The organism is Kribbella sp. NPDC051770, assembly GCF_040681455.1.
Lineage (GTDB): Bacteria > Actinomycetota > Actinomycetes > Propionibacteriales > Kribbellaceae > Kribbella.
The window spans coordinates 524965-539009 of the sequence record NZ_JBFAYT010000001.1; the positions used below are offsets into that span (position 1 = coordinate 524965).

Here is a 14045-nt window from a genome sequence, read left to right on the forward strand (position 1 = left end):
CGTCCTAGCGGGGGTCGGTCGGGACCGCGGCCGGCAGTCGTTGCTGGGTGGCGGGCTGCTCGTCGGTGATCGCGCGCAGGATGTCGGCGGCGCGAACCGCGACGTTGGACAGCAGCGACGACGTCAACCCGTGGCTGTGCTGGACCCCGCCGTTGAGGAAGATCCGCTCGGGAACGCTGGGCAGCCGCAGCCGGTAGTCGCGCTCGACGACCGGGAGCTCGCCATCGAACGAGGACGACGCGTCGATCCCCGGCCCGAGCATGCTGCGGGTGTCCGCCGCGCGGAACCCGGTGGCGAAGACGGCGGCGTCAACCTCGAGCGTTGTGCTGCCCCGGTCCCCTAGGTCACGGATCGTCGCCGTGACGCCGTCGGGGCCCTCGGTCAGCCGCTCGACCTCGGTGACGCGATGCACGACCAGGCGGCGTACGCCGCGCGTGCTTTCGTCGTACTCGCGTCGGTAGAGGTCCTTGATCAGGTCGGCGTCGACGGCGGAGTAGTTGGTTTGGCCGTGGTAGTCGAGCAGCTGCCGCTTGAGCTCCGGCGGCGCGGTGAAGAACTCGTCGACCGCTTCCGGGTCGAAGATGCGGTTGGCGTACGGGGTGTCGTCGGACGGGGAGTAGCCGAAGCGGCGGAAGGAGGCGTGCACTTCCGCGTCGGGGTACGAGTCGTGCAGGTAGGCGGCGACCTCTGCGGCGCTCTGACCGGAGCCGACGACCAGGAAGCGGCCGTGCGGGCGCGAGGGCAGCTCGGCGAGGCGGTTCAGGAGTTGGTGGTTGTGGAACACGCGGGGGCCCGGTGCGATGCCTTCGGGCAGGACCGGGGTGATGCCGGAGCCGAGTACGACGTGCCGGGCGGCGATCTTCGTCGCAGTGGAACCGTTGGCAACAGACTCGAGCGTGACCTCGAAGGTCTCGCCGTTCCAGTCGATGCTGGTCGCCCTCGTCCCGTACGAGACCGGGATGCCGATCCGGTTCGCGGCCCAGCTCAGGTACCCGTGGAACTCGCGCCGGGTCGGGAAGAACGTCTTGAGATTGATGAAGTCGGTCAGCCGGCCCTGCTCCTGCAGGTAGTTCAGGAACGTGAACGGGCTGGTCGGCGTCCGCAGCGAGACCAGGTCCTTCAGGAAGCTGATCTGCATGGTCGAGCCCGGCAGCATCATCCCGTCGTGCCACCCGAACCGCGGCCGGGCGTCGACGAAGCGCGCGGTCAGCGGCCGCCCGTCCCGGCGCTGATCGTTGAGCTCCTCGATCGCGATCGCCAGGCTCAGGTTCGACGGCCCGAAACCGATCCCGAGAACGTCAACCTCACCCGAGCCCGAACGGTGGTTCCCACCCTCGATCAACTCATCCATCGTCATCCGGTAATCGGCCCCTCTTGGCACGAGACATGAACGGCGCAACGACCGGCCGTCCCTCATCGAGGGGAGACCTTAGCACCAGGAACTTAGGTAAGGCTAACTTTAGTTGCGCGGCTCAGGCGAGCGCGCCCGCGCGTCGCCCGATCACCGATCCGGCGATCAGGCCAGCGCCCGTCGGGTAGTTCCCGCTGAACAGCCCACCGAGCGTTTCGCCGCACGCGAAGAGCCCCGGGATCGGCTCCCCCGACCGATCGAGCACCCGCCCGTCGACGTCACCGCGCAGACCCCCGAAGGTGAAGCTGATCCCGCAGGTCACCGGGTACGCGTAGTACGGCGACTTGTCGATCGCCGCCGCCCAGTTGCTCTTCACCGGCTCCACCGCCGCGAGGCGGCCGTCCTTGACCGCCGGATCGAGCGGACGCGTGGTGTCGATCGAGGAGTTGAACTCCTTCACCGTCCGCACGAACCCGTCGACGTCGATCTCCAGCGCCGCGGCGAGCCCTTCGACGCTGTCGGCGACCACCGGAACGATCCCCGGCATCTCGTACTCGTACGCCGCCAGCATCGCGCGCGCGTTCGCGTCGAACACCTGGAACGCGACCGATCCCGGTTGCTCCAGGATCACCTTGCCGTACTTCGCGTACGTGTAGTTGCGGAAGTCGGCGCCTTCGTCGAGGAACCGCTGCCCGTGGCGATTGACCACGATGCCAAGCGGATAGCCGTACCGGCTCAGCCTGTTGGTCAGCGCACGATTGCTCTCGTTCCCGGGGAACGACGCGTCCCACGGAACGCTGTGACAGGTCGACCAGTCGCCACCCCGATCGGCACCGATCTCCAGCGCCGCCTGGATCAGATCCCCGGTGTTGTACGGCGTACCGCGCACCTTCGCGTACTGCCAGCCGTCACCCAGATGGCGCTGACGCCATTCGGCGTTCGCCTCGAAACCACCACTGGCGATCACGACGGATTCCGCTCGAAGCTCGTCTTCACCGACCCGGACGCCGACGACTTCACCAGCGTCGATGATCAGCCCGGTGACCGCGCAGTCGTAGCGCACCTCGACCCCGAGCCGCGCCGCGACCTGCTCGTGAACCGCCATCAACCCGGGCCCGCCGCCGACGTTGCGGACGTGCGACCCACCCCAGAACTCGAAGGTCCCGTCGGGTTGCTCGTGAGCCTGCCGCTCGTACATCAGCTCGAACCGCATCCCCAGGCCGTGCAGCCAGCGAACGGCGTCCCGCGATCCTTCGACCACAGCTTCGGCGAGCTCCTTGTCACCGCGACCCTCGGTGACTCGCTCCAGGTCGGCCAGGAACTCCGCCTCTGGGTACGGCGGGACTTCGGTCCGCGCGTGCCGCTGATCGGGCTCGAGAACTTCGAGCAGATCAGCGAGTCCGGCGTGCACCATCCGGGTCGAGCCCAGGGTGTAGTAGCTGTTTCCGCCGGCGTCGGTCTTCGGCGCCTTCTCCAGCAGCAGCACCCGCCGCCCTCGCTCGGCCGCCGCATGAGCCGCGCAGTAGCCGGCGTTACCACCGCCCACCACGATCACCTCAGGATCGCTCACGCCCGCCTCCCACGCTTCGGTCTGCGAGGATGAGCTTAGCCTTACCTAAGTTGATTCGTCATGTGGCGTGGACCACTGGCTGGACTGGTTTGAACTCGGGAAGTCGCTGAGGCCGGCGCCGGTCTTCAGGCTCCTTTAGTTGCCCTAAGCCCCTATTGTCGAGGGGTATTCGAGGGCAACAAAAAAGATCCCCTGACTGGACGAGTCCAGTCAGGGGATCTTCAGAGTAGCGGGGGCAGGATTTGAACCTGCGACCTCTGGGTTATGAGCCCAGCGAGCTACCGAGCTGCTCCACCCCGCGCCGTTGTGTGTTCAGTTTAGGGGATGGGTGGCGGTAGAACCAAATCGGCGTCGGCGGGAAAACCGGTGTGGGGTGGGCAGGGTCGGGAGTACGGTGCCGGACATGAGTGCTGTGGGGGTTCGGGAGTTCGAGGCCGGGGATCTGGCGGGGGCTGCGCGGGTGCTGGCGGAGCGGCATCGGGCGCATCGGGTCAGGCATCCGCTGTTGCGTGCGGACTTCGAGGATGTGCGGGTCGCGCTGGGGGCGGTGACGGAGGCCTGGGAGTTGGAAGGGGCCTCGGGCGCGGTTGCCGTCAGCGATGGCGAGGTCGTCGGTTACTTGCTGGGGGCACCTAAGGGGAAGGTGTGGGGGCCGAACGTCTGGGTCGAGGCGGCCGGCGTGGCGGCCACGGACGCGGAGGTCGTGCGGGATCTGTACGGCTTCGCGGCCGCACGGTGGGTCGAGGAAGGACGGCCGGCGCAGTACGTGCTGGTACCGGACGACGCTGGATTGATGAATGCCTTCTTCCGGTTGGGGTTCGGGGCTCAGCATGCGCACGCGATTCGCGCGCCGTTCACAGGAGCAGTAGAAGAAGGACCGACCGTACGGCGAGCCGAGCGGCGGGACGTGCAGGTGTTGGCCGAGCTCGACCTGGTGCTGCCGCGACACCAGGGTGCTTCGCCGGTGTTCTCGGCGGGTGAGATTCCTTCGCTGGAGGAGGCGATCGCGGACTGGGAGGAGTCGGTCGACGATCCGGAGTACGCGACGTTTGTTGCCGAGGTCAACGGTCGGGTGATCGGGTCGGCGATCGGGTGCTCGCTGGAGAAGTCGAGCGCACACCAAGGACTGGCGCGGCCGGACAACGCCGGGTTCCTCGGCTTCGCGGCGGTGTTCCCGGAGGATCGCGGGCACGGCGCCGGGCGGGCGCTGGGTGAGGCGGTGCTGAAGTGGTGCGCGGACAGCGGCTACGACTCGGTGGTGACGGACTGGCGGGTGACCAACCTCCTCTCCTCGCGGACCTGGCCGCGGCTGGGTTTCGTGCCGACCTTCCAGCGGCTGCACCGGCTGATCGGGTACTAGTTCAAACAAACGCTCTGTGTAGTTGCGGAACTACAGCGAGCTATTGCAGTCGCTCACCGCGCATGCTTGCATCGGCTGGGTAATCGGTTCTCAGAGGGGGGATCGCGATGCTCAGACTGTCCTTGCCTGCGCGGATCGTGGGCTGTTTGTTGATGCTGGCAACGTTCTTGGTGGTGGTCAGGCCTGCCGAGGCCGCCGTCCCGGACCGGAAGGCGTGGGTGCTGTGGAACCAGACCAGTGGAACGGTCACGGGGTACGGGACCTGGCCGGCGCCGACGACCGTGACGGTAGTTGGGGTCGGTCGGTACCAGGTGAAGTTCCCCGGCCAGGGTGCGCCGAACGGGGTCGTGCACGTGACGGCCGTGAACAACGCGCCGCACTGGTGCCAGGCGGAGAACTGGTTCCAGTCGGGCGCTGACGAGATCGTCAACATCCGCTGCTACCGGGTCGGTGGTGCGCTCGACCCGAGCAGCTTCAGCGCGTTCTTCGTACGCGCTTCGGGTGGGCCGGCGCCCGGCCCGTACGGGTACGTCGATTCGGCGGCCTCCGGTGCGTTGGTGAGTCAGTACAACTCGGTCGGTGCGCCGAACTCGTCGACGCCGGGCGGGGTCGGGCAGTGGTTGGTGCGGTTCCCGGGGCTGGTGACCGGTGGACCGCTGGACGGGAGCCTGCAGGCGACGGCGGTCAACGCCGCCACCGGGGCCCGGTGCAAGGTCGGCAGCTGGTCGTCGAACGCGGGCGGCCAGGACGTGAAGGTGCTCTGCTTCAACGCCGGTGGAGCACCGCTGAACACCCGGTTCACGCTGACCTACCAGCACAAGGTGTCCCTGTACGGCGCGGCCGTGCCGCCGAAGTACTACGGGTACTTCCTGTTCCAGCCCGGCCTCGGCCCGGCCACCACCAACCTCAACTCGGTGCTGGGCCTCGGCGCGAACACCGTGATGGGCGCCGGCCCGGGCCTGTTCCTGGTGACGTTCCCGCGGATCGCCTTCCCGCAGAACACCGTCCAGGTGACGGCCTACGGCGCGAACCCGAACTTCTGCGGCCTCAACACCGGCTGGACGAACAGCACGTCGGGCCCCGACCTGTTCGTCCGCGACGTCAACTGCTTCACCAACGCAGGAGCGCCGGTGACCGCAGGCTTCACGGTCAGCGCCAACTCGATCCTCTGACGGCTACGACGGGCGGAAGCCCGCTGCGGTCTTCAGTAGTTCTTCCTGGGAGAAGCGGGAGCGGTTGATGGTGGTTTCGGCGGCCAGGCCTGGTTCTACGAACCAGAAGGCTTGGCCGTCGGTCGTGTAGCCGCCGTAGGAGCCGAGCTCTTGGGCGGTGAGGTCCCAGGTGGCTGGGTCTTTTTCGTGGTACTCGGTGAGGAAGGTGCGTAAGGACTCCAGGTCGGCGATGCGGTCGCCTCGGATGGTCTTCAGGGTGAGGTCGACTGTGGTCGTGTCGCCGGTGGTGGTTTCCCAGACTCGGCTGTGGAAGGTGACGTCCTCCCACTCGTACTCGAAGTCGGACGTCGCTCCGACGTTGGCGGGGACGTGGGTGATGGTGAAGCCGTCCAAGGTGCACACCTCCGGGTGGGGGAAGAGTCCGGCGAACAGGGCGATCAGTACGAGCGGGATCATGCAAGGAAGATGCCGTCGAAGTACCCAGGCGCGGCGGACGAAAAAACGACTGTGGACAAAGTGAAACGGCGGCCTCCCCGAGGGGAAGCCGCCGTTCACGGGCTCAGCCGGTTGGTGACGTCGGTGGACTCGTCGGTGTCGGGTTCGGCGTCGGGGTCGGAGTGGGTGTCGAGTTCGGTAGCTGGGCGCCGGCTGCGATCGCTCGGGCCACCGCCGCCTGTGCCTTGTTGACGTTCGTCTGGTAGCCGGTCAGATCACCGCGCTTCAGCGCCGCCTGAGCATCCGCGAAGGCCTTGTCCGCATCGGCCAGCGCCTGTTTGATGGTCTGGTTCGCCGGTGGCTGCTGCGGCGGGTTCGGGTCCTGCGGTGTCGGGTCGTCCGGCGTTTCGACCGAGGTGTTGAACACCTTGGTCAGCGCCTCCGACAGCGTCGAACCGAACGCGACGCGATCACCGAAGGAGACCAGCACGTACCGCAGCACCGGATAACTACCGGGGCCGGACGTCCGCACCGAGTACACCGGCTGCACGTAGAGCAGACCGCCGCCCAGCGGCAGGGTCAGCAGGTTTCCGAACTGGGCTCTCGCGCCGCTGCTCGGCTGGTTGATCGGCAGCAGCGCCGTTCTGATTCCGTCGTCGGTCTGGAACTTGTTGTACACCTGCCCAGGGCCGGGGATCTGCAAGTTGCCGGGTAGTCGCAGGATCCTGAACTGCCCGTAGTCCGGTGACGACGCCTCCGCGTCGACGGCCATGAACGCGGTCAGGTTCTCCCGCTCCGCGTTCGGCACGTAGACCGAGGTGAGCGAGAACTTCGGCGAGTCCTGACCGGGCATCCGCAGCGACAGGTAGAACGGCGGCTGGTTCTGCACCGGGGAGTCCGCCGTACCGGTACCGGTCGGGTCGGCCGGGACGCGCCACAGGTCGCTGTTCTGGTACCAGGTGCCGGCGTCGGTGACGTGGTACTTGGCCAGCAGGTCGCGCTGCACCTTGAAGATGTCCTCGGGGTAGCGCAGGTGCGACATCAGCGCCGGCGAGATCTCCGAGCGCGGCTTGACCGTGTCCGGGAAGGCCTTCATCCAGGTCTTCAGCACCGGGTCCTTCTCGTCCCAGGCGTACAGCTCGACCGAACCGTCGTAGGCGTTCACGACGGCCTTGACCGAGTTCCGGATGTAGTTGATCTCCTCGCTCGGCTGCGACGCGATCGCACCGCGCCCGGTGGTGGTGTCCCGGGTGCTGTCGTCGAGCGCGACCTTCTGCGAGTACGGGTAGTTCGCCGAGGTGGTGTAGCCGTCGACGATCCAGACCACCTGGCCGTCCACGACGGCCGGGTACGGGTCGCCGTCCGGGGTCAGCCACGGCGCGGCCTTCTCGACCCGCTCGCGCGGGTTGCGGTCGTAGAGGATCTTCGACTCGGAGTTGACCCGGCTGGACAGCAGCAGGTTGGCGTCCCGGAACTTGGTGGCGTAGAGCAACCGGTTGAAGAACGACCCGATCTGGACGCCGCCCTTGCCCGCGTAGGTGTTCAGCGTCGGGTCGCTGCCGCTCTTGCCCTCCGGAGTGTCGAGCTCGACCGCCGGCGCGCCCTTGGGGGCACCGACGACGGAGTAGTCCGGGGACTGCTCGCCGAAGTAGATCCGCGGCTCGTACTCGCCGAGATCACCGGTCGGCGGCAGGTCCTTGGACGAGAACACCGGCGTACCGTCGGCGGCGCGCTGGTTGCCGTTCGCGGCGACGACGCCGTAGCCGTGGGTGTAGACGGTGTGGTCGTTGTTCCAGTTCCGCTGGCCGGCCGGGAGCCGGTCGACCTGGACCTCGCGGACCGCGATCACCGTGTCGCGGACCTCGTTGCCGATCTTGTACCGGTCGACGTCGAGGTCGGTCGGGAACGAGTAGAAGCCACGGACCTGCTGCAGCTGCTCGAAGGTCGGGCCGACGACGCTCGGGTCGATCAGCCGGATGCCGGGGAGCACATCGGCGTCGGCCTTGAGCTCGGAATCACTGGCGTCGGTCTTGGCCGCGTAGTTGTCGACCTTGGTGCCTTCCAGCCCGTACGCCTGCCGGGTCGCCTCGATGTTCTTCGTGATGTACGCCGCCTCGCGGACCGGCTCGCTCGGGCGGACCCGGAGCTGCTGCAGCGCCGCCGGCCAGAGCGCACCGAGCAGCACGGCCGACAGGATCAGCACGACGGTGCCGACACCCGGGAGCAGCCAGGTACGCCGTACGACGTTGGCGAAGAACAACCCGGCGCACAGCAGCGCTATGACCGCCAGGATCTCCTTGCTGGGCAGGACCGCGTTGTCACCGGTGTAGGAGATACCGGTGAACAGGCGGCTGTCCGACGTGGTCAGCCCGTACCGGTCGAGCCAGTAGCTGAACGCCTTGAGCAGGACGAGCAGACCGAGCAGCACCGAGAACTGGACCTGCGCCGCGCCGGAGGCCTTCTGGCCCTTGGCGGACGGGCGGAAACCGCCGTACAGGTAGTGGGTGATGATCGCGGCGACCAGCGACAGCAGGACGATCGAGTACCCGAAGCCGAGCAGGACGCGCAGCCACGGGTAGTCGAAGACGAAGAACGCGATGTCCTTGTTGAAGTGCTTGTCGGTGACGCCGAACGGCGTCCGGTTGCGCCAGGCCAGGAAGACTTTCCACTCCCCCGACGCCGCGGAGCCGCCGAAGACCAGCATCAGCGTGCCGAGCACGCCGACCGCGATCTTGCCGCGCGACTGCAGGAGCTCGCCGTACCGCTCGAAGCCGGGGCTGGGCGACGGCGCGAGCGCGACGCGTGGCCTGGTCCGGTACGCGACGACGACGTTGGCCACGACGGCCACGGCCATCAGCAGACCGACCACGACGAAGAGCAGCACGCGGGTGCCGAGCACCGTCCCGAAGACGGAGCCGAGGTCGACCGAGCGGTACCAGAGGCGCTGCGTCCAGACGTCGGTGAAGACGCTGAAGAGAATGAGCAGGACGATCAGCGTCGCGATGGTGGGCAGCAAGGCCTTGGGGCGTTGCCCCGGAGTTCGCCGCGACCGACGCGGCTCCTCCGGCATGTCGTAGACATTGTCACTCATGCTTACTGCTCCTCGCCGCTGGAAGGCTCGAATGTCAGAGACAGTACTTGGCAGAGGGTAGGAACCAAGTCGCTGCCGGTCAGCACAGCACTGTCCTCGTCGTGAGTGCGCAGCCGGACGGCGCCGAACTGCTGTCCGTCCCGCAGTACGGCGGCCACCATCCGCACCTCGTGCCGGCGCGGGTCACTGGCCGCCATCCGGGCCAGCTCGGCGTCGGACTCGGCGTCCGGCAGGCCTGACTCGACCGAAGCCGGCAGGACGACGCGCTCGATCGCCAGCGCGCAGCCGGAGACGCCCTCGGGCCACTCGATCTGACCCAGCACCTCGGCCAGGTCACCGTCCTCGACCCCACCGGGCAGCTCGCCCTGGGCCACCGGGGTCAGCGGCTGGGCCGCGTCGTCGGCACCGAGCTCGGCCGCCAGCTGCGGCTCGGCGGCCAGCAGCTCCTTGGTCGGCACCAGCGCGAACAGCTGCGCGGGCTGGTCCCAGCCCGCGCTGCTGACGTGCTTCTCGATCTCGACCACCGCGCGGCTCAGGGCGTCGGCGGGCAGGTTGTCTATCGCGTGCATGCGGGGACGTCTCCAGTTCCGGCGGCCAAAGCCTTGAGGGCGCCGATCGCGTCGTTCAGGGTGCTGATCTTGACCAGCTGGATGCCGTCCACACCGGCGTGCAGCGCGGCCTCGCAGTTCGGGGCCGGGACCAGGAAGACGGTGGCGCCGTCGTTCTTGGCGCCGGCGATCTTCTGCTGGATGCCGCCGATCGCGCCGACCTGGCCGAGCGCGTCGATGGTGCCGGTGCCGGCCACGTGCTTGCCACCGAGCAGCGGGCCCGGCGTGAGCTTGTCGTAGATGGCCAGCGCGAACGCCGTACCGGCGCTCGGGCCGCCGATGTCCTGGCCGAGGTTCACGCTCACCTTGACCGGCGAGTCGACGCCGATCGTGATGCCGACCATCGGGCGGGTCGCGTCACCGGGCGTCGCCGCGGCCTTGATCACCACGGTCTGCTCGGCGCCGCCGCGCCGGATCAGGAAGGTGACGTTCTCGCCGACCTTGCTCCTGCGGACCAGCTCGCCGACCTGCGGGACCTGGGTCGCGGCGACGCCGCCGACCTCGAGCACCACGTCGCCGGGTTTGAGCTTGCCGTCGGCCGGGCTGTCCTTCGACACCGACGCGACCTTCGGGTGGAACGGCACCTTCGCGGCCTGCAGCGCCGCGGCGACCGCGCTGTCCTGCGAGCCGGTCATCTCGGCGGTGTTCTGCTCCTCCACCTGGTCCGCGCTCTGCTCGGGCGGGTAGATGATGTCGCGCGGGAACAGGTCGTGGTGCGGGTCGAGCCAGTTGCGCATCGCCTGCGGCAGCGTCAGGTCACGGTCGGGCGAGGTGACCGAGACCGTGGTCAGGTCGAGCTGGCCGGTGGTCGGGAACGTCTCGTGGCCGGTGATGTCGATCACGGCCTTGCCGTTCGCCGTACCGAGGGTGTCCTTGACCGGGCCCGGGCTGAACGAGACGAACGGCACCGGGAAGACGGTGACCAGTCCGAGCGAGAAGACGAGCACGATGATTGCGGTGACCAGCGTGGCGGTACGACGTGTCACGAACCCTGCCCTTGCGGTTTGAACTTGTGGACCAGACCGCGCAGCCCCGAGCGCGGTGCGGGAGTGGCCCGGGGGCCGGGCGCGGCGAGGGCGTCGGTGAACCGGCGGAAGTCCTCGACCGAGGCGAAGGCACCACCGGTGCGGCGCGGGCCGCGGGTCCGGCCGCGCCAGGCCGCCCAGCCCATCGCCAGGACGGTCGCGGCCAGCGGGAACGCCAGCCAGGCCAGGACCCTCATCCGGTCACCTTCGCAGTCATACGGCCCAGCGTACGGGTCAGCAGGCGCCGACCCACTCGCTCGCACCATCGGTGAAGTGCTGGTGTTTCCAAATCGGGACCTCCGCCTTGAGGTCGTCGATCAGCCGGCGGCAGGCCGCGAAGGCGACGTCACGGTGCGCGGCGGCCACCGCGACGATCACGGCGGCGTCGCCGATCACCAGCGGACCGGTCCGGTGCACGGCGGCCAGCGCGGTCACGGCCGGGTCCTCGCAGATCCGCTCGGCGACCTTGCGCAGGTGCTTCAGCGCCTCGGGGTGCGCCTCGTAGGTGAGCTGGTCGACCGGCCGGGCGTCGTCGTGGTTGCGGACCGTCCCGATGAAGAACGCCGTACCGCCGGCGGCCGGGTCGGCGACCGCGGCCAGGACCTCGTCGCTCGACAGCGCGGTGTCGCGGATGTCCAGCAGCCTGATCGCGTCGCTCATGACCTTCCTCGTCTCCGGAGTTCGTACACAGTATCCCAAAGCCCGTTGCCCGGCGTACGGTGAAACCGTTCGCCCCTGGAGGAACGGTAGCCCGCCACCGGTACGTTGGAGTTGTACGCCCCGTCTGCAGAGGAAGGCCACCGAGATGAGCGACGAACCGGACAACCCGTTCAAGGGAACTCCGTTCGAGGCCATGTTCCAGCAGTTCTCCGGCGCGGCCGGGCCGGGCGGCACGCCTGATCTGAACGCGATCTTCGCCCAGGTCCAGCAGCTGCTCAGCGGCTCGACCGACGGCAAGCCGGTGAACTGGGACCTGGCCAAGGACATCGCCCGCAAGACCGTCGCCGCGAACGGCGACCGCTCGGTCACCGCGACCGACAACGACCGCGTCGCCGACGCCGTCCGGCTGGCCGAGCACTGGCTCGACCAGGCCACGTCGTTGCCCGAGGCCTCCACTACGTCCGCGGCCTGGAGCCGCGCGGAGTGGGTGGAGAACACGCTGCCCACGTGGCAGACCGTGGTCGACCCGGTCGCCGAGCACGTCGCCGGCGCGATGGGATCGGCGCTGCCGGCCGAGGCGCAGCAGCTGGCCGGCCCGATGGCCGGCATGCTCCGCCAGCTCGGCGGCTCCGTCTTCGGCGCGCAGGTCGGCCAGGCGCTGGGCGAGCTGGCCGGCGAGGTCGTCAGCTCGTCCGACATCGGTCTGCCGCTCGGCCCGGCCGGACAGGCGATCCTGCTGCCGGACAACGTGGCCAAGTTCTCCGAGGGCCTCGGTGTGACCGACGAGGACGTCCGGCTCTACCTGGCGCTGCGCGAGTGCGCGCACCAGCGGCTGTTCACCGGTGCGCCGTGGCTGCGGCAGCACCTGTTCTCCCACGTCGCCGACTACGCGGCCGGGATCCAGGTCGACACCGGCAAGATCGAGTCCGCGATGACCGAGGTCGACATGCAGAACCCGGAGGCCCTGCAGGCCGCGCTGGCCGGGGGCATGTTCGAGCCCGAGGACTCCGAGCAGCAGAAGGCGGCGCTGGTCCGGCTGGAGACGGCGCTCGCGCTGGTCGAGGGCTGGGTCGACGACGTCGTCCGCGAGGCCACCAAGGACCGGATGCCGGCCGCCGTCCAGCTGGCCGAGACCGTACGCCGCCGCCGCGCGGCCGGCGGCCCGGCCGAGCAGACGTTCGCGACGCTGGTCGGCCTGCAGCTGCGGCCGCGCCGGCTGCGGGACGCGGCGAACCTGTGGGCCGCCGTACGGGATGCGCGCGGGTCGGAGGGGCGCGACGCACTCTGGTCGCACCCGGACCTGCTGCCGACCACGGCGGACCTGGACGACCCGATCGGATTCGCCCAGCAGACCACCAGCGGTGAGCTGTCCGACTCGGACATCTCCGCCTTCCTGGACGAGGCTGCCAAGGACGACGAGGGCCCGAAGGACCAGTGACGCTGCACGAGGACGCCACTGCCGTACTGACCAGCTGGACTCCCCCGGACGCGGAACAGGCCGCGCTCCGGGAGCACTACCTGCGCTACCTCGCCGAGCACGAGGACGGGATGTGGCGGAGCAGCCGGCCGGAGCACCTCACCGCGTCGGCGCTGGTGGTCGACGCCGGGCAGGAGCGGGTGCTGCTGACGCTGCATCGGCTGGTCGGGCGGTGGTTGCAGCTGGGTGGGCACTGCGAGGCCGGTGACACCACTCTGACCGGTGCGGCGCTGCGGGAGTCGACCGAGGAGTCCGGTCTGACCGATTTGAAGGTCAGTGCGGAGCCGGTGCAGTTGTCGCGGCATCTGATCGAGGCCGGTGGGTGCAAGGGCGCCTACCACCTTGATGTGCAGTTCCTGGTGACGGCGACGGCCGGGACCGAGTACGTCGTGAGCGAGGAGTCGCACGACCTCGCGTGGTTCAGCTGGGCCGACCTTCCGGCCGACCTGGACCACAGTGTGTCGGAGCTGATCAGACGGGCGGGGTGTGCGGGCCGGTCCCTGTGATCCGGCCCGCACACGTCTGTCCGGGGTTCGTCGCTCCCCCCTTCGCCGGGACCCGCCGGTTTCACCGCCCCTGAACGGCACCGACGGGCTGCCCCGGTTGCGGCGAACAGCCCTGGTGGACACCCCCATGTCCCCGCTGTCTGATCAAACGACGCACCCGGCGGAAGGTGACGCCTCAGCTAGTTACTTTCCGCGGAGAAGTGCGCGGGTGGCGTCCCAGCCCTCCAGGCCGGGGTCGAGCCGGGCCAGGTCGGCCGCCGAACGCAGCCGGTGCCAGCCCGGTCCGAGGGCGACGGCGTGGCGTCGCGGCTTGACGTGCTCGAGGGTCCCCAGGGCGGTGTCGAAGGTCGGGTCGACAGCGGCGACCCAGGGAGCGACCGGCTGCTTCACACCGATCGCGCAGAGCGAGCCGTCCTCGGCAGGGGTGACGGCGATGTCCGCCGCCGACAGGGCGCGGAACAGCTTGCCGATCAGCAGACCAGGCAGATCCGGTACGTCGTGGCTGACGGCCACGACCGCTACGGCCGGGCCGGCCTTCTCCACCGCGTCCAGCACCGACAGCGCCGAGTAGACCGGCGTACCGGGCCAGGTGAGCGCAGCGATCTCGGCCAGCGCAGCGTCGTCTGCACCGATGACGGCAACAGCGACGTCGACCAGGTCCAGCGCGGCCAGCACCTCGTAGGTGTCCTCGGCCAGCGCCAAACGCAACGCCTCCGGCTCCCGCCCCGGCGGAGCCCAGGTGCCGGTTGCGGGCACCACGAGCACCACCACACGTCGGTCGACCACCGGC

General features: G+C 69.0%; 13 protein-coding genes and 1 tRNA gene. 4 read left to right on the forward strand and 10 right to left on the reverse strand.

What is annotated here, in order from left to right; all coding sequences use genetic code 11:
- Positions 1–4: 4 nt before the first annotated feature.
- From AB0M01_RS02475 to AB0M01_RS02485, 3 genes are all read right to left on the reverse strand, one after another.
- Entirely contained in the window at positions 5–1351 is a 1347-nt protein-coding gene (locus AB0M01_RS02475; RefSeq protein ID WP_363665076.1) for a SidA/IucD/PvdA family monooxygenase, read from the reverse strand.
- Positions 1352–1472: 121 nt separating this feature from the next.
- Complete coding sequence (tcuA, locus tag AB0M01_RS02480) at positions 1473–2921, reverse strand: FAD-dependent tricarballylate dehydrogenase TcuA (RefSeq protein ID WP_363665078.1); 1449 nt, start codon at positions 2919–2921, stop codon at positions 1473–1475.
- A gap of 227 nt (positions 2922–3148) precedes the next feature.
- Positions 3149–3222 (reverse strand) — tRNA-Met (locus AB0M01_RS02485).
- 102 nt (positions 3223–3324) lie between these two features.
- Here AB0M01_RS02485 and AB0M01_RS02490 point away from each other — a divergent pair.
- A complete protein-coding gene (locus AB0M01_RS02490; RefSeq protein WP_363665079.1) occupies positions 3325–4281 on the forward strand; it encodes a GNAT family N-acetyltransferase in 957 nt (318 codons plus the stop codon).
- Positions 4282–4388: 107 nt separating this feature from the next.
- Positions 4389–5453, forward strand: a complete 1065-nt coding sequence (locus tag AB0M01_RS02495; RefSeq protein ID WP_363665080.1) for a hypothetical protein — start codon at positions 4389–4391, stop codon at positions 5451–5453.
- A 3-nt stretch (positions 5454–5456) separates the two neighbouring features.
- On the opposite strand, the gene AB0M01_RS02500 is transcribed toward AB0M01_RS02495, so the two are convergent.
- The 6 genes from AB0M01_RS02500 to AB0M01_RS02525 form a co-directional block, all read right to left on the reverse strand.
- Entirely contained in the window at positions 5457–5909 is a 453-nt protein-coding gene (locus AB0M01_RS02500) for a hypothetical protein (protein ID WP_363665081.1), read from the reverse strand.
- 103 nt (positions 5910–6012) lie between these two features.
- Entirely contained in the window at positions 6013–8979 is a 2967-nt protein-coding gene (locus AB0M01_RS02505; RefSeq protein WP_363665082.1) for a UPF0182 family protein, read from the reverse strand.
- A 2-nt stretch (positions 8980–8981) separates the two neighbouring features.
- Positions 8982–9548 carry a PPA1309 family protein gene (locus AB0M01_RS02510; RefSeq protein WP_363665083.1) on the reverse strand — a complete coding sequence of 189 codons (567 nt, stop codon included), beginning with the start codon at positions 9546–9548 and terminating at the stop codon, positions 8982–8984.
- Positions 9536–10573 (reverse strand): PDZ domain-containing protein, encoded by a 1038-nt coding sequence (locus AB0M01_RS02515; protein ID WP_363665084.1) that lies wholly within the window; start codon positions 10571–10573, stop codon positions 9536–9538. Before AB0M01_RS02515 ends, AB0M01_RS02510 begins: the two co-directional genes overlap by 13 nt.
- Positions 10570–10809: a hypothetical protein gene (locus tag AB0M01_RS02520; protein WP_363665085.1), complete on the reverse strand. Its 240-nt coding sequence runs from the start codon at positions 10807–10809 to the stop codon at positions 10570–10572. The genes AB0M01_RS02515 and AB0M01_RS02520 overlap by 4 nt, the downstream gene beginning before the upstream one ends.
- Before the next feature lie 37 nt (positions 10810–10846).
- Positions 10847–11272 carry a molybdenum cofactor biosynthesis protein MoaE gene (locus tag AB0M01_RS02525; RefSeq protein ID WP_363665086.1) on the reverse strand — a complete coding sequence of 142 codons (426 nt, stop codon included), beginning with the start codon at positions 11270–11272 and terminating at the stop codon, positions 10847–10849.
- Positions 11273–11417: 145 nt separating this feature from the next.
- Between AB0M01_RS02525 and AB0M01_RS02530 the strand changes: the two genes are divergently transcribed.
- On the forward strand, positions 11418–12710 hold the full coding sequence (locus AB0M01_RS02530) for a zinc-dependent metalloprotease (protein ID WP_363665087.1): 1293 nt from the start codon (positions 11418–11420) through the stop codon (positions 12708–12710).
- Entirely contained in the window at positions 12707–13255 is a 549-nt protein-coding gene (locus AB0M01_RS02535; protein WP_363665088.1) for an NUDIX domain-containing protein, read from the forward strand. Before AB0M01_RS02530 ends, AB0M01_RS02535 begins: the two co-directional genes overlap by 4 nt.
- Before the next feature lie 183 nt (positions 13256–13438).
- On the opposite strand, the gene AB0M01_RS02540 is transcribed toward AB0M01_RS02535, so the two are convergent.
- Positions 13439–14041: a DUF2064 domain-containing protein gene (locus AB0M01_RS02540; RefSeq protein ID WP_363665089.1), complete on the reverse strand. Its 603-nt coding sequence runs from the start codon at positions 14039–14041 to the stop codon at positions 13439–13441.
- Positions 14042–14045: the final 4 nt, after the last annotated feature.